10 protein-coding genes are annotated in these 15,760 nt (G+C 49.7%); 7 read left to right on the top strand and 3 right to left on the bottom strand.

The genetic code is table 11. From position 1 onward, the window contains the following. The first annotated feature begins 228 nt into the window (after nucleotides 1-228). Together ftsH and smc are read left to right on the top strand one after the other, a co-directional pair. Nucleotides 229-2,133, top strand: coding sequence for an ATP-dependent zinc metalloprotease FtsH (gene ftsH, locus ACI4N7_RS09140; RefSeq protein WP_439733052.1), 1,905 nt, complete (start codon nucleotides 229-231; stop codon nucleotides 2,131-2,133). Between the two features lie 214 nt (nucleotides 2,134-2,347). Next, entirely contained in the window at nucleotides 2,348-5,884 is a 3,537-nt protein-coding gene (gene smc / locus ACI4N7_RS09135; protein ID WP_439733051.1) for a chromosome segregation protein SMC, read from the top strand. Nucleotides 5,885-5,968: 84 nt separating this feature from the next. Here smc and ACI4N7_RS09130 read toward each other — a convergent pair whose 3' ends face one another. After that, a complete protein-coding gene (locus ACI4N7_RS09130; RefSeq protein WP_439733050.1) occupies nucleotides 5,969-6,352 on the bottom strand; it encodes a hypothetical protein in 384 nt (127 codons plus the stop codon). 205 nt (nucleotides 6,353-6,557) lie between these two features. Here ACI4N7_RS09130 and ACI4N7_RS09125 point away from each other — a divergent pair, with 205 nt between their 5' ends. From ACI4N7_RS09125 to glyS, 5 genes are all read left to right on the top strand, one after another. Continuing rightward, on the top strand, nucleotides 6,558-8,351 hold the full coding sequence (locus tag ACI4N7_RS09125; protein ID WP_439733049.1) for a WG repeat-containing protein: 1,794 nt from the start codon (nucleotides 6,558-6,560) through the stop codon (nucleotides 8,349-8,351). A gap of 349 nt (nucleotides 8,352-8,700) precedes the next feature. Continuing rightward, a complete protein-coding gene (locus ACI4N7_RS09120; protein WP_439733048.1) occupies nucleotides 8,701-9,399 on the top strand; it encodes a TVP38/TMEM64 family protein in 699 nt (232 codons plus the stop codon). A 4-nt stretch (nucleotides 9,400-9,403) separates the two neighbouring features. Continuing rightward, nucleotides 9,404-10,000: an HD domain-containing protein gene (locus tag ACI4N7_RS09115; protein ID WP_439733047.1), complete on the top strand. Its 597-nt coding sequence runs from the start codon at nucleotides 9,404-9,406 to the stop codon at nucleotides 9,998-10,000. Between the two features lie 405 nt (nucleotides 10,001-10,405). Further along, nucleotides 10,406-11,287: a glycine--tRNA ligase subunit alpha gene (gene glyQ / locus ACI4N7_RS09110; RefSeq protein ID WP_296960287.1), complete on the top strand. Its 882-nt coding sequence runs from the start codon at nucleotides 10,406-10,408 to the stop codon at nucleotides 11,285-11,287. Continuing rightward, nucleotides 11,284-13,335, top strand: a complete 2,052-nt coding sequence (glyS, locus tag ACI4N7_RS09105; RefSeq protein WP_439733046.1) for a glycine--tRNA ligase subunit beta — start codon at nucleotides 11,284-11,286, stop codon at nucleotides 13,333-13,335. Before glyQ ends, glyS begins: the two co-directional genes overlap by 4 nt. A gap of 206 nt (nucleotides 13,336-13,541) precedes the next feature. On the opposite strand, the gene ACI4N7_RS09100 is transcribed toward glyS, so the two are convergent. Beyond that, nucleotides 13,542-14,558, bottom strand: coding sequence for an AraC family transcriptional regulator ligand-binding domain-containing protein (locus ACI4N7_RS09100; RefSeq protein WP_439733045.1), 1,017 nt, complete (start codon nucleotides 14,556-14,558; stop codon nucleotides 13,542-13,544). A 23-nt stretch (nucleotides 14,559-14,581) separates the two neighbouring features. Continuing rightward, on the bottom strand, nucleotides 14,582-15,373 hold the full coding sequence (locus ACI4N7_RS09095) for an SDR family NAD(P)-dependent oxidoreductase (protein ID WP_439733044.1): 792 nt from the start codon (nucleotides 15,371-15,373) through the stop codon (nucleotides 14,582-14,584). Between the last annotated feature and the right edge of the window lie 387 nt (nucleotides 15,374-15,760).

Below are 15,760 nucleotides of genomic sequence, written 5' to 3'. Positions count from 1 at the left end.
ATCACAGGCTGCTGCATATGACATGGGGAAGAGGGCATCGTTTCCTGAAAGAAATGCCTTTTATCGGAAATGCTCCTGATAAGGCGCATTCTTCTAAACAATCCTGTTGCTTAAATTTTCAAAAAATGGTAGAATTAATTACTGATTTAAAAGTCTCAATTTAGTCAGCGGGGTGGCTAACCATTCAAATGGGCTTTTATTGCACAGATCATGAGAAGGAGGAATATATTGAATAAATTTATTAAGAATGTGGCACTCTACGTGCTTCTGATCATTATCGCAGTGTCCATATTCAATACATTTGTTCATCCCCAGGAAAAACATTCGGAAATCACCTACAGCGACTTCATTTCCCAGGTAGAAAAGAAGAATGTTTCCTCGGTGGTGATGACAAATAATGCAGTCACCGGGAAGATGAAGGACGGCACTGAATTTGCCACATACATTCCGGACAATGACACACAGCTTCTGAACAAGCTGAATGACGGCAATGTAACCATCACCGCCAAACCGCCGGAACAGCCGGCATGGTGGATGAGCCTTCTTTCCAATCTGCTCCCCATTGTCATTCTGATTGCTGTATGGTTCTGGATGATGAACCAGACCCAGGGCGGCGGCGGACGGGTCATGAGCTTTGGCAAATCCAGAGCGAAAATGACCGGTGAAGGACAGGTTCATGTCAACTTCAACGATGTAGCAGGGGAAGATGAAGCGAAGGAAGAACTGTCGGAAGTGGTAGATTTCCTGAAAAATCCGGGACGGTATACTGCTATTGGCGCCAAGATCCCCAAGGGCGTACTTCTGGTAGGACCTCCTGGCACCGGCAAGACCCTTCTTGCCAAGGCAGTGGCCGGGGAAGCCAAGGTACCCTTCTTCTCCATCTCCGGCTCCGACTTTGTAGAAATGTTCGTAGGCGTGGGCGCATCCCGCGTACGCGATCTTTTCGCCCAGGCGAAAAAGAATGCACCCTGCATTGTGTTTATTGATGAAATCGATGCCGTAGGCCGTCAGCGCGGAAGCGGACTGGGCGGCGGACATGATGAACGAGAACAGACACTGAACCAGCTCCTGGTAGAAATGGACGGTTTCGGTTCCAATGAAGGCATTATTACCCTGGCGGCAACCAACCGTCCGGATATTCTGGATCCGGCACTTCTCCGCCCCGGCCGTTTTGACCGCCGTGTGGTGGTGGGCCGTCCTGACCTTCGCGGACGTATTGCCATCCTCCGGGTACATGCAAGAAACAAACCGCTGGAACCGGATGTGGATATTCCCACCATTGCCAAGAAGGTTCCCGGATTTACCGGCGCCGACCTGGCCAATATGCTGAATGAAGCCGCTCTTCTGGCTGCCAGAGACAACAGAAAGACCATTTCCATGGCCGATCTGGAGGAAGCTTCTGAAAAAGTATCCTACGGCCCTGAAAGAAAGAGCCATAAGGTAAGCGACGAAGAAAGAAAGCTGACCGCTTATCATGAATCAGGCCATGCGATTATGGCTACCCTTCTGAAGGATGCAGATCCGGTACATAAAGTCACCATCATCCCCCGTGGACAGGCTGGCGGCTATACCATGATGCTTCCCCATGAAGAACGCTCCTTTATTACCAAATCTCATCTCCTGGCTCAGATCCGCGTTGCACTGGGCGGACGGTGCGCTGAAAAGATCATTTTCAATGAAATTTCCAGCGGTGCTTCCGGCGACCTGCAGCAGGTAACTGCCATTCTCCGTAAGATGATTATGGAATGGGGCATGAGCGACCGCCTGGGACCCATGATTTTCGGCGAACATCAGGAACAGATCTTCCTGGGCAAACAGCTGGGATCTGAAAGAAACTACGGCGAAACCGTGGCCACCATTATCGATGAAGAAATGCACAAATACCTGGATGAAGCCTATAATGACACCATGCAGACACTGACAGACAATCTGCCCGTACTCCATGCTATGGCCAAGGCTCTTATGGAAGTAGAAACCATCAACCATACCCAGGTGGAAAACCTCTTCAAGTACCACTCCATTTATGCTCCCGGTGAGGAACCGAAGAAGGATGAAGACAAGGACAGCGGTGATTCTCCGCTTCCGCCTATTCCATCCGACAGCAGTCCTCTCCCGCCTGTGTTTGGAGAATAAGCAGAACCAAAACGGTGAAAGGAAAATCCTTTCACCGTTTTTTGATTGCATGAAAAACAGGGTGGAACATACAGGAGAGATGGAAATACAGCTGTGAAAAGGATGAGTGCCTCCGGCTGGCAGATCTGTGCTCCACTGGCTCCTGTTTCCCGTTTCCTGTATAATAAGGTACGATTGAAGAAAGAACTATGAAAAGACAGAACAAGGAGATGCCATGAAATTACTTCGTTTGACACTGCAGGGATTTAAGTCCTTTGCAGATAAAACTACCATAGAATTTGCTGACGGCATGACGGTTATTGTAGGACCCAACGGATGCGGAAAGAGCAATATTTCCGATGCGGTGCGCTGGGTGCTGGGAGAACAGAATGTACGGAATCTTCGGGGGCAGAAGGCGGAGGATATTATTTTCTCCGGTTCGGAAACCAGACAGGCAAAGAACGGGGCGGAAGTGACTCTGGTTCTGGATAATGCGGCCCATGAACTTCCTCTGGATACTACGGAAGTGTCCATTACCAGAAGACTGCTTCGGAATGGCGACAGTGATTTCAAAATCAATAAGCGGAGCTGCCGCCTGAAGGATATCCAGGAGCTGCTGGCCAATACAGGTCTGGGAAAGGGTTCTCTGGCTATTATCGGGCAGAACCGGGTGGATCAGGTACTGACCGCCCGGCCTGACGAACGGCGCCTTATATTTGAAGATGTAGCAGGCATCAGTCTGTATCGCATGAGAAAGAATGAAGGGCTTCGGAAGCTGGAAAAAACAGCGGAGAATATGGACCGGGTGCAGGACATGGTGGCTCTTCTGGATGAACAGCTGGTTCCGCTGAAGGAAGGGGCAGAAAAGGCGAAAATTTATAAAAGCCTGATGAAAAGGAAAGAAGCGGTGAATGCGTCCATGTCCCTGCTGAAGCTCACTTCCATCGGCCGTATGCTGTCCCGCTATGAAACGGAATACCGGAACCTGGAGGAAGAGGATATGAAATGGGAAACTGCGCTGTCTTCTTTTTCTGCGGAACGGGAGAAATTAGAAAAGCAGGCACTTGATTTCCAGGAGGGGCTGCGCAGCCTTGGGCAGAAAACAGCGGAAGCCCAGCAGAAAATGGAAGAACTGCGGGGCGATTACCGGGTGAAGGAAGAAGCCCTTCATCACACGGAAGAAAAGAAAGGGGAACTGGCAGCGGAGGAAGAGGACCAGGCAGAAGCAGAAAAGGAACTGGCGGAAGAAATCCGCAGCGGAGAAGAAGAATACCAGACCTATGTCAGTGCTTTTCAGGAATGGGATGAAAAAAGACAGGCAGCAGAGGCGGAAAAGCAGAAGCTGGAGGAAAGTCTGGCGGCATCAGAAGCGGAATATGCCCGCAGACTGGCAGTGAACAGGCAGAAGATTTCAGAAAAGCAGAGATTGGAGCAGGAGCGGGATCATGTGGAAGGAGAACTTCTCCGACTGAAAGGGGAACGAGAAGCATCTCTTGCGTCTCTTGCGGAACAGCAGCAAAGCCTGGGAGAACTGGAAAGCAGCCTGGACGATATGCGAAAGAAAGAAACGGAATCGGCAGGCCGTCTTACGGAACTGGAAGAAAAAGGGAAGAAAGACAGCGCCCTTCTGAAACAGGAGGAAGACCGCCGTTTTTCCCTGATGAATGAAAAAAGCCGGCAGGAGTCTGCTCTTTCCTCCATTCGATCCAAGCGGAACTATCTGGAGCATGCGGAAAAGGAATATGCCGACTTTTCCATGGCTGTCAAGAATATCATGGCCAGCCGGGATCTATTCGGCCATTCCATTCGAGGCGCATTGGGGGAACTGGTGCAGGTTCCGGAAAAATATACGGCGGCAGCGGAAGTAGCACTGGGAAGCCGCATTTCCTGCATTGTCACCGATACAACGGAATCAGCAGGAAAAATCATCCGCTGGCTGAAGGAACGCCGTCTGGGCAGGGCCACCTTTTTCCCGCTGGAATCCATGCATGCCCCGGCCTTTCGGGGTCAGGAGCAGGAAGCGGCAGGAGAAAAGGGCATCTGCGGTATTGCATCGGAACTGTTTGGATGCGAGCCGGTATACAGAGAACTTCTTACCTCTCTCCTGGGACGGACACTCATTGCGGAAACCCTGGACGATGCGCGGAGGGTAGCGAAAAAATACAACTACCGTCTCCGGATCGTGACCCTGGATGGGCAGCTGGTTAATGCAGGCGGTTCCATGACCGGCGGCTCCATGAAGAAAAAGGAAAATACTTTCTTCGGCAGAAAGCAGGAAATACGAACCCTGACCCGGGAAGAAGCAGAAAAGACAGAAGCTCTGGCACAGTGCCGCAGAGAACTGGAAATACAGGGAACAGCCTGTGATACCTTAGCCCGGAAGGTAATGGAAGAGCGGGAAGCATGGCAGTCATTAAAAGTCAGTCTGGCATCCCTTTCTGCCCAGCGGAAAGGACTGGAGCAGACCCTGGAAGACCACAGGAAACGGGAGGAGGAAGAAAAAGAACAGAAGGAAAGACAGGAAAAAGAGATTACAGAAAAAGAAACAGAGAAAGCGCAGCTGCTGGAAGCCATAGACAAGCTGGCGGATATTCCAGAAACAGGTGAAGATAAGGATAGTGCCCTTTTAAAACAAAGGCTGGAGGATAAGAACCAGGAAATACTTGCCATCCATGTATCTCTGACGAAAGCTCAGGAATCACTGGCCTTCGGACAGAGGATGAAGGAAGACAGAAAAAAAGCACTGGATGAGCAGAAGGCAGACCGGGAGAAGCTGGAAGCGGAAAAGAAAGAAAATGACAGCCTCCTTCTTTCTCTACGGAGCGAAATGGAAAGCCTGAAAAAAGATTTCCAGGAAGCGGAAGCGCTGTGGCAGGCAAATCAAAAGAACCAGTCTCAAATGCAGGATGATTCCGACAAATTTACTATAGAACAGAAAAAACTGGAAGAATCATGGAGAAACACACAGGAGCAGTCATCCCGGGTGAAAAGAGATATGGCGGAACGGCAGGGCCGGATTGAAAACTTTAAAGCCCAGGAAAAAGAAGAGCTGCGCCATCTGGAAGAAAGCCATCTGACCCGGGCGGAGGCAGAAGCCATCCGTCTGCCCGGTTCCATGCAGGATATGAGAAAGGAAGAGGAAGACCTTGCTCAAAAACTGACAGAACTGGGAGCCGTCAATCCCAATGGCGAGGAAGATTATAAAAAACAGCTGGACAAGCGGAAATTCTATGAAGAACAGATTGAAGATCTCACCAAAGCCAGAAACGGGCTGGAAACGGTGATTCACGACATAGATAAGACCATGACGGAGCAGTTTGGCGAGGCCTTCAGTCAGATCAACCAGGAATTCGGGCGGATTATGCAGCTCATGTTCCAGGGAGGAAAGGCAAGGCTGGAGCTGACGGACGAGGCTCATCCGCTGGAAGGCGGGGTAGAAATGTACCTGCAGCTTCCGGGAAAGAAACGGCAGCCTCTGACACTGATGTCCGGAGGCGAGAGAGCCCTTACGGTGATTGCACTCCTCATATCCTTCATGGCTTACCGCCCTGCACCCTTCTGCTTTGTCGATGAAATCGATGCGGCTCTGGATGATGCCAACGTAGAACGGTACAGCCGTATGATTGCAGAGTATAAGAAGAAAACCCAGTTTATCGTCATTTCCCATAGAAAAAAGACCATGGAATTTGCCGACACCCTTCAGGGTGTCACCATGGCCGAAAAAGGGGTATCTTCCCTGATTACGGTGAAAATGAAGGATTATGTGGAATAAAGGCCGGCGAGCTGGCTCCTTTTGGCAGTAAGGGTAACTATCCATTTATGAAAAAAGGCCGCCTTGGGCGGCCTTTTTTTAATTTTACAGGGTAGAGGCCAGAAAAGCCATAAGCAGGAGAAGCAGGAACATCTGGCGGTTATTTTTCCCGCGGACAGTGCGGTCTGTAATATGGACGCCCCAGTTCCATTTGGTGTAGAGGGCCATGGCCAGCCAGAGAAGAAGGGATACCACGGTAAGCCGGAAGGTGCCTTCCTGGTCTACGCCGGGAACAAGATGAAAGTCTGCCGCCAGCATCATGAGGAGAGTGCAGCAGACCAGTCCGCTGGTCAGGTAAAGAAGCCACCGGGGAGCCTCTTTATAGAGAAATTTTTCTTCTCCTGTGGACGCTCTGCCCAAAAAGTAGGATTTCACAAACCATAGAATGATAAGGACAGCTACGCCGTCGAAAAGATAATTATGTTCCATTATGCACACTCCTTTGTTCTTTTCTTTATTATGGACTATGAAAGAGAAAGGGGCAAGGGGCCCGGCAGGGTAAACCAGCAGGAACGGCTGCGTACAGGTGTCCCGCTATTTTTCTTTTTTCCCTTCTAAATGGGTTTTCCTTCCTGTGCTACAATATAGAAAGATACTGACTCTTCGTTACTATTTTAAGGATGAGGTGATCTCTATGAGTTATAAAAAAACAATAGCTGCTCTGGCAGCAGCTGTTTTATGTCTGTCTTTTCCGTCTTTCGCCAATGAAGGCCCCGATGCGCCGAAAGATACGTCAACGGTTTCCGTTCCTTTTACTGCAGCAGTGAAGGAAAAGGGAAAGTGGGGCGCCATTGACGGCAACGGCAGGACAGTGATTCCGGTTTCCTACGACAAGGTAGCCATCAGCCTTTCGGATCCTGATGTGAAGGATGATGATGCGGACAGTGAACCGGACCGGGATGAACTGGTGGAGGTAGAACAGGGCGGACTTCGCGGTTTCTACAACCGGGATGGAAAAGTAGTGGTTCCGGTTTCCTATGAAACAAGATCCGTATGGAAGGAAGGCGCTCTGGCTGTACAGGGGAAGGATAAGAAAATTTCCTTCTATAAGAAGGACGGGACAAAGATTTCCGATAAGGCCTTTGAACAGGTCTCGGATTTCCAGAATTCCATGGCCATAGTCAAGGAAGACGGAAAATATGGATATCTTTCTCTGGATGGGAAGGAAATTGCTCCCGTTTACCAGGAAGCCCGCTATTTTGAAGACGGCTTGGCGCCGGTACGGATCAAGGGACTCTGGGGCGTCATTGACGCAGAGGGCAATCAGGTTACTGCACCCCATTACAAGGATGCCGGTCCCTCCTACAGCGATGGCCTTCTGGCAGTAGAAGACAAACAGAACCACTGGGGCTTCATCGACCGCAGCGGCAAAGAGGTGGTGCCTCCGGTTTATAAATCGGTGGTACCGGTGTTTAACGAGCACATGACGGCAGTGCAGGATGCAAATAAGCTCTGGGGCTTTATGAACAGCCAGGGGGCAATCACCGCTACGCCCCGCTTCAAGGCAGTACTGACCCCATTTTCAGAGGGCCTGGCCGGGGTTAAGACAACCGATGGAAACGGCTATGCCAAACCGGACGGCTCCATTGCCTTTATGGCGGAGTTTGACAAGCTTTATCCCTTTGAAAACGGCATGGCTGAAGTCCGCACCGGACAGGTGGAAGAAACAACAGTTATGCGGAGATTTCCGGTTTCCATAGGCATCGGCTGGGGCTGGGGCCACTGGTACCATCACCATCCCCATTATCACCATCCCTTTGGCTGGGGCATAGGCTTCCCCATCTGGGATCCCTGGTATTATGACTATGAAACTGTACCGACCATTAAAGTGCAGCGGGGATATATCGACAACACGGGCAAAGTCATTGCCAGCCCTGCCAATGACCGGGTATTCAAGATGGGAGAAAAAGGCATCCTGATCCGCAATAACGGAAAATACGGATGGGTGAACAAGGAAGGACAGTTCATCGCCCATACCGTGTATATGGGACTTCTGCCGGTGGAAGACGACAATATTCTCCTGGCTCAGGATGACAGTAAGAAATGGGGCATCCTCTCCATGGATGATGGCAGCACACTGGTGCCTTTCTCCTATGACAGCTTTTATTCCATTGGCGATGGGCTCTATGGCTATAAGACAAAGAACCAGTGGGGTCTCATGACAAAAGAAGGCAAAGTCATAACAGAACCTCTCTTCCGTGCTGTAGCGAAAGGCGGAGAAGGCCTGATACCGGTGAAGACAAAGGACGGATGGAAATTTGTGGACACCGACGGACAGGATCGCATTACCTTCAAGGAAGAAGCTTCGGATGTGACGCCGTTCCATGAAGGAAGAGCGGGAGTGAAAATCAAAGGCAAGTGGGGGTTGATTGATACCACCGGACGATTTATCGTACAGCCTTCCTATGATGATCTGGATATTTTGTAATTCTATAAAACCGGCCGGCATGTTTTAGAAATATGCCGGCTGTTTTTACCAGAGCATCTGGCTAGGCCCGGGCTCATGGGGATCAAAAATAAATTCAGAATGGAAAATGTAAAATGGAGAATGGTTGTGGCGACCTTCGGACGCAGTATGATAAATTCGCTTCCGTCGTCTGTACCCAGGCAGTAATCGGCAAGCGGACAGCCGCCGGCTTCCGGGTTTACAGTTATCTCCTGCTTCCTTAAGAGCCGCAATCCTAGGGGCCAAAGGCCCGTCAATCTTCTCCTTTATATCCACTGAACCCTTTTTTCCACTATGTGTTATAATATTCCTCATCGGGAGGTGAATGTTGATGAAGCAGTGCAGTCCAAAAGCTGTGAAAGCGGCTCTGATTCTCATGGTTATTCTGCTGTTTGGCGGTTTTTATCTGGCGGAACCGCAGATCTTTCATGAAATATGGGCTCTTCTGAAAAGAGGAGAAATTCTGGAAATTGCAGATTATATCCGGTCATTCGGGAAAGGTGCCGCTGTTTTTGCCTTTGTGCTGACTGCTGTCATGAATGCGGTGGGATTTCCTCCGGCCATGATTTTTTCCACGGCCTGCACCCTGATTTTCGGTATTGTACCGGGAATCCTCCTGGCCTGGGTGGCAGAAACGGTGGGAGCCGGCATCAGCTTTATCTTTTTCCGTACTTTCCTTCGGGATACGGCGGAAAAGCTGATTGCCGGGAATAAGAGAGTACAGGAATGGGATGAAAAAAGCCGTGTCCAGGGCTTCCGTGTCATGCTCATTGCCCGGGTCATTCCTTATTTCCCTGCGGCGGCTCTCAATGCCTTTGGCGCTTTGTCCAAAATGAGCTTTAGGGATTACCTTCTGGCCTCTTTTATCGGCAAATTTCCTGCCACTGCCATTGAAGCCCTTATCGGGCATGATACGATAACCATTCACCAGAATCCCATGCGTTTGGGAATTGTCATAGTTATTTCCATTCTTCTCTATGTTGTCTTTTTCATCTGGGACAGAAGAAATCGGAAAGTGAGTGAGGAGTAAGGATATGGATCAAAAGGAAGAAGAAAAGCTGCATCAGCTCTTTGATTTCTTTCGTGAAATCGACAAGGAAAAACTGATTACACGGCAGACCTATGTGACAGGAGCGGTGCGCATGGAAGATGATGCGGAACATGCCTGGCACATGGCGGTCATGGCCATTATGCTTGCCGGATACAGCAATGAAAAAATCGATGTGTTGAAAACGGTGTTCATGCTTCTGATCCATGACCTGGTGGAAATTTATGCCGGTGATACCTATGCCTATGCCGGGGTAAGCAAAGAGGAGCAGCACGAAAGGGAGGCCAGAAGTGCAGACCGCCTTTTCGGTATGCTTCCTGATGAAGGAAAGAAACTCCGCGCCCTTTGGGATGAATTTGAAAGGGCGGATACGCCGGAAGCCCGCTTTGCTCACACCATGGACAATATCCAGCCTATGATGCTGAATGACTACACCGGTGGAAAAGCCTGGAAGGAGCACGGCGTCCATCTGGCCCAGATTCTGAAGAGAAATGAGCATACGGCAGAGGGATCGGAAACCCTCTGGGATTATGCAAGAAGAAATTTCATTGAACCCCATGTGGGGAAGGAGATTAAGGAATAGAGGATAAAGGGAGAGAGTCTATGGCATGGGGCATACTTCCTTAAAAAAGCACGGCTTCACCGTGGGTTATGGTCTGCCGGCAGAGGCCCTTCAGCACTCTTTGCCTCTTCTAAAACCTCTGAACCCTTTGATTTTCCCCTTTACAACCCCCTGCAGATTTGCTAGAATGTTTCCATAACTACGGTGATGATGAAAAGGAGTACGCATATACAGCGAGCCGGTGAGGGTGGGAGTCCGGCAGAATGCGGAAGGCGTTTCGGAGCTGCTGCCTGAACGGAGTAGGGCTGCTATGAATGAAGGCGGGCCATTGGCCAATGAGGGTGGAACCGCGGGTCAGGTATCCCTGTAACTCGTCCCTGTAACTTATCTGTTACAGGGATTTTTATATTGTTTTTAGGAGGACATATGACATTTCAGCAGATTGTTTTAGCACTCCAGAAATTCTGGTCGAAGCAGGGCTGCGTGCTGGGCGAAGCTTACGACACGGAAAAAGGGGCAGGCACCATGAATCCTGCCACCTTCCTTCGGGTTATCGGACCGGAGCCCTGGAATGTGGCTTACGTAGAACCATCCCGCCGTCCTGATGACGGCCGTTACGGTGAAAACCCGAACCGTCTGTACCAGCATCATCAGTTCCAGGTGATTATGAAACCGTCTCCCAATAATATTCAGGAGACTTATCTGGAATCCCTGAAGGAACTGGGTATTGATCCGGAAGAACACGATATCCGCTTCGTAGAAGATAACTGGGAATCCCCGACCCTGGGCGCCTGGGGCATCGGCTGGGAAGTATGGCTGGATGGCATGGAAATCACCCAGTTTACCTATTTCCAGCAGGTAGGCGGCATTGATGAACATCCTGTGGCTGTAGAAATCACCTATGGCCTGGAACGTATTGCCATGTATATCCAGGAAAAGGATAATGTGTACGATCTGGAATGGACCGACGGTGTCACCTACGGCGATATCTGGCATGAAAATGAATATGAACAGTCCGTATACAGCTATGAACTGTCCGACCATGATATGCTTTTCAAGCTGTTTGACATGTACGAAGCAGAAGCCAAAAGAGTCGTTAAGGCCGGCATGGTGCTTCCTGCCTATGATTACGTACTGAAATGCTCCCATTCCTTCAACCTGCTGGATGCAGCGGGCGCTATTTCCCTTTCGGAAAGAACCGAATACATTGCCCGGGTTAGAAACCTGGCAAGAATGTGTGCCAAGGCCTGGCTGAAGAAGAGAAAAGAACTGGGATTCCCCATGCTGAAAGGAAGTGAAGGAAAATGAGTAAGAATCTTCTTTTGGAAATCGGAACAGAAGAAATGCCTGCCAATATTATGGCCGGCGTAGTAGAACAGCTGAAAGAACTGTCCCGGGCAAAGTTTGAAGAAAACCGTATTTCCTTCGATGAAATTACGATTTATGCTACCCCGAGAAGACTGGCTGTTTTGGTTAAAAATGCAGCAGACCGCCAGCCTGATGAAGAAGTAAAGAAGAGAGGCCCCTCCATTAAAGCGGCTTTTGATGCAGATGGAAATCCGACCCGTGCAGCACAGGGTTTTGCCAGAGGACAGCACATTGATCCGTCCCAGCTGGTAAAAGAAGGAGAATACACCTGGGCTCATGTGGTGAATCAGGGCAAGGCCGTGGAAGACGTACTGCCGGACCTGTTCCTTTCCCTCATTACCGGTTTGAACTTTACCAGAAGCATGCGCTGGGCTGATGAGGAAGCTCATTTCATCCGTCCTGTCCGCTGGATTGTGGCACTGGCCGATGACAAAGTGATTCCTGTGGAATTTGCCCATGTGAAGAGCGGCCGTGTGAGCCGGGGACATCGTTTCCTCTGCAAAGAACCGGTTTCCATTGCAAGACCGGAAGACTATAAAGAAACCATGAGAAAGGCTTTCGTCATTGTGGATCAGGACGAAAGAAGAGACATGATTAAGAAAGGCCTTCTGGAAACGGCAGAAAAGCTGGGCGGCCATGTATGGCACAATGCAGATCTGCTGGAAGAAATCAACTATCTGGTAGAATATCCTACACCTCTTTATGGACGGATTGATGATGAATTCCTGAAGCTCCCGGTACCGGCAGTGGTTACACCTATGCGTGATCACCAGAGATATTATCCGGTGAGAAAAGAAGACGGAAGCCTTATGCCCTACTTCCTCACTGTCAGAAACGGCGGCACCAAAGCTCTGGAAAACGTACAGCACGGCAATGAAAAAGTTCTCCGTGCCCGTCTGGACGATGCCAAGTTCTTCTTTGAAAACGACAGGAAGAAGACCCTGGAAGGACACCGGGATGATCTGACCCGGATCAACTACCAGGAAGGCATGGGCGACATGCGGGATAAGGCAGACCGCCTGCAGAAGCTGACTGCCTTCATCGGCAGAGACTGGAACTTTACGGAAGAAGAAATGAAAGACGCCGACAGAGCTGCCTTCCTTTCCAAATCCGATCTGGCTACCGGCATGGTTACCGAATTTACAGAACTTCAGGGGGAAATGGGCAAGGAATATGCTCTGCTGGACGGAGAAAAGCCGGAAGTAGCCCAGGCTATTTTCGAACAGTACATGCCCCGCTTTGCCGGCGATATCCTGCCGAAGGAATCCATCGGCCGTGCACTGTCCCTGGCTGACAAGCTGGACAATCTGGCAGCTACCTTCCTTCGCGGACTCATTCCTACCGGATCCCAGGATCCCTTTGCACTCCGCCGCCAGACCATCGGTGCAGTCAATATTCTGACTGATGGAAAAATTCACTGGGATATCAGAAGAGGCATTGAAGAAGCACTGAAGCTTCTCCCCGGTGAACAGGAAGCCAAAGATAAAGTTCTCTCCCAGGTAGAAGACTTCTTCCGTCAGCGTATCCGTGCCATTCTTCTGGACAATGGCATCGAATATGATGTCATTGACGCCGTTCTGGCAGGCCCGGTAGATGACATTTACGCCATCTTCCTGAAGGCACAGGCCATGGAAGAAAGCCATCTGAAGGATGAAGCGGATCTTCGTCAGGCTGTCACCCGCCTTGCCAATATCACCAAAGGCAAGACCGGCGGAAAGGTGGATCCGGCTCTCTTCCAGGAAGAATCGGAAAAGAATCTGGAAAAAGCACTGGAAAAAGCTGCAGCTTCCGTAGAACCGCTGTATAAAGAGTACCGCTATGGTGATGCCCTTCCTTACCTTAAAGAACTGACGGCGCCTGTTAACGATTATCTTGATAACGTTATGGTTATGGTTAAGGACGAAGCAGTCAAGAATAACCGTATTTCCCAGCTCCTCAAGACCCTGGCTCTCTTTGATGCCTGGGGCGACTTCAGCAAACTGGTGTAATGGCTGATTCTGTCATATGAAAAAATCCTCCAAAGGAAACTTTGGAGGATTTTTTAGTGGTTAAATGGTAGAAGAAAGATGATAGAAGATAGGGGGGGGACGCCAGCACATATTCAGGTCCGGCGGGCTCGTCTGACATCTGCCAGTCTCTCGGATGATTGTCTCCATTTCTCAAATCTCAAATCTCAGTTCTCAATTCTCAGTTCTCAATTCTCTTCTTCTTTCTCTGAACCGTTTGAACCTTCAGCATTTTTCCTGTAACTTCCCACTGTCTCTCCTGTCCAGGCAGCGAAGGCACGGAGGAAGGAATTGGTTTCTGCGTAGCCCAGAAGGTAGGCGATTTCCATGGTGGTTAAGGTGGTATTTCTAAGGTAATGCTTGGCCAGAATTTCACGGGTGCTGCTGAGCTGCTCCTGAAAGGAGGTGTTTTCGGCGGCAAGTTTTCTCTGCAGGGTACGGCCGGTCATGCCAAGCCTTTGAGCGGCATATCCGATGGAAGCGTTTCCGGCGGGAAGAAGCTCCGCCAGAAGGCTCTGCACCCTGCTTTTCATACTTTCGTCCTTTTCCAGGTCCGCCAGCCTTTTCTGCAGCTCCGGCTCAAAGAAGGCAAGAAGGGAGTCGTTTCTGGTGATGAAGGGAACTGACAGATCTCGTTTATAAAAAGAAATCCGGCATTCATCTTCCTTTCTTATGGGACAGCGAAGGAAATCAGAAAGGACACTTCCTTTTGGCTCATAGGGCATGGAAACGGAAACGGGGAGGATGTCCTTTTTTGTGGCATGGCGGAGAAGGGCGGTAAGGAAGATGAATTCTCCCTTCACAAGGAAGGAGGGGAGAGCAAAGCCTTTATCTCTTGGACGGAGGCAGATATGCATCCGGTCCGGTTCTTCCTTTGTTTCATAGAGGAGTCCGCCTATCAGCTTTTTATAGGAGGAAAGGCGGCTGATAGCGGATTGCCCGTCTTCGCTGCACCAGGCAGCCAGAAGGGGCGGTGAGAAGGAGGCGGCGCCACTTCCGGCGGCCATTTTCAAAAGAAGGGAATCGTCAGGATTTCTTTCTTCCAGGGCATCCATGAAACGACCGAATTCCTCCTGGCTCATGAGCACGGGGGAGGTGGTCAAAAGGGTGTCCGGCAGTTTCGCTTCCCTGAGCAGTTCCTGCAGGGACAGGCCGAAAGAGGCAAAATAGGATTTGTAATTTCCATCAACTATAAATTTCTTCATCGTTTCTCCTTACGGAAGTTCTTTTATTTCATTGACTGCTGATCTGCAATGAATTTCATGAGCGTCTTTTTCGGCATCATGGGCATGAGGGATACAAAGGGGGCCTGCCAGCCGGGGAGGCCGGAAATGACATTGATTTTTCCTTCCAGCATGCCTTTGTAACCATCCAGGGCCACGTCATGGGGGTCCACCATGTGGGAAAACATTTTTGTCTTTTCCAGGCCGCCGGCTTTGGCAAAACCTGTAGCCATGGCGCCGGGCATGAGGCAGGTGACGGTGATACCGTCATCCTTATATTCATACCACAAGGCATTACTGAGGGAAGTCAGGTAAGCCTTGGTGGCAAAATACATGGCCTGCATGGGTCCCGGCCCCAGAGCGGCGGTGGAGGAAACGTTCAGAATTTTGCCGCTTCCTCTTTTGACGAAATGGGGAAGAAAAAGCTTCATCAGCGTGGTGGGCGCTTCGATGTTTACCGTCAGCATGTCATGGTCCTTTTCAGCAGGACGGTCTGCAAATTTTCCAAGGCCGCCGAAGCCTGCATTATTGATGAGGTAATCCGGCAGGATGCCCATGTCCATGCATTCATCATACACTTTTTTCGGCCCTTCTGCCGAAGAAAGATCGGCGGCAATGAGATGAATATCCACCTGGCCATGCCTGTTCATTATCTCGTCTTCCAGCTCTATGAGCTTCTCCATACTCCGTCCGGTGAGGATAAGTTTTCCGCCTCGGGATGCGTGGATGTGAGCGAAGGCCTTTCCCAAACCACCGGTGGCTCCGGTAATCAGTGCTGTTTTATTTTTCTGTGTCATGGTGTTCTCCTTTGCGAAATCTGTTTCGTAACTGATGAACAAAGTATATAGGAAATCCGGATGAAACAGAACATCATAAAACGACAGGAGACTATCAAATGGCGACAGGAGCAATAGACGATAGAAGATAGATGATAGATAATAGAGGAAAGACGATAGAAGGTAGACGATAGAAGGTAGAGGATAGAAGATAGATAATAGATGATAGATGATAGACGATAGATGGTAGAGCACTGGAGACCAAAGCTGGCTATAGTGAATATCGAAAATTACTTGACTATTTCAAAAAGATTCGATATAATACAGACAGAACGAATCGAGAAATATCGTTAAAGAATTTATCTTATATATTTCCTATATTTCCAAGAAAAGGAGAAATAACTATGT

It is taken from the genome of Dialister sp. (assembly GCF_051885895.1).
Lineage (GTDB): Bacteria > Bacillota > Negativicutes > Veillonellales > Dialisteraceae > Dialister.
Note: the sequence above shows the minus strand (reverse complement) of the source record. Positions and strands in the feature narration are given on the sequence as shown.

Excerpts from the sequence above, each read along its gene's own strand:
- smc (WP_439733051.1), top strand. The coding sequence starts at position 2,348 with ATGAAATTACTTCGTTTGACACTGCAGGGATTTAAGTCCTTTGCAGAT.
- ACI4N7_RS09130 (WP_439733050.1), bottom strand. The coding sequence starts at position 6,352 with ATGGAACATAATTATCTTTTCGACGGCGTAGCTGTCCTTATCATTCTA.
- ACI4N7_RS09125 (WP_439733049.1), top strand. The coding sequence starts at position 6,558 with ATGAGTTATAAAAAAACAATAGCTGCTCTGGCAGCAGCTGTTTTATGT.
- ACI4N7_RS09120 (WP_439733048.1), top strand. The coding sequence starts at position 8,701 with ATGAAGCAGTGCAGTCCAAAAGCTGTGAAAGCGGCTCTGATTCTCATG.
- ACI4N7_RS09115 (WP_439733047.1), top strand. The coding sequence starts at position 9,404 with ATGGATCAAAAGGAAGAAGAAAAGCTGCATCAGCTCTTTGATTTCTTT.
- glyQ (WP_296960287.1), top strand. The coding sequence starts at position 10,406 with ATGACATTTCAGCAGATTGTTTTAGCACTCCAGAAATTCTGGTCGAAG.
- glyS (WP_439733046.1), top strand. The coding sequence starts at position 11,284 with ATGAGTAAGAATCTTCTTTTGGAAATCGGAACAGAAGAAATGCCTGCC.
- ACI4N7_RS09100 (WP_439733045.1), bottom strand. The coding sequence starts at position 14,558 with ATGAAGAAATTTATAGTTGATGGAAATTACAAATCCTATTTTGCCTCT.
- ACI4N7_RS09095 (WP_439733044.1), bottom strand. The coding sequence starts at position 15,373 with ATGACACAGAAAAATAAAACAGCACTGATTACCGGAGCCACCGGTGGT.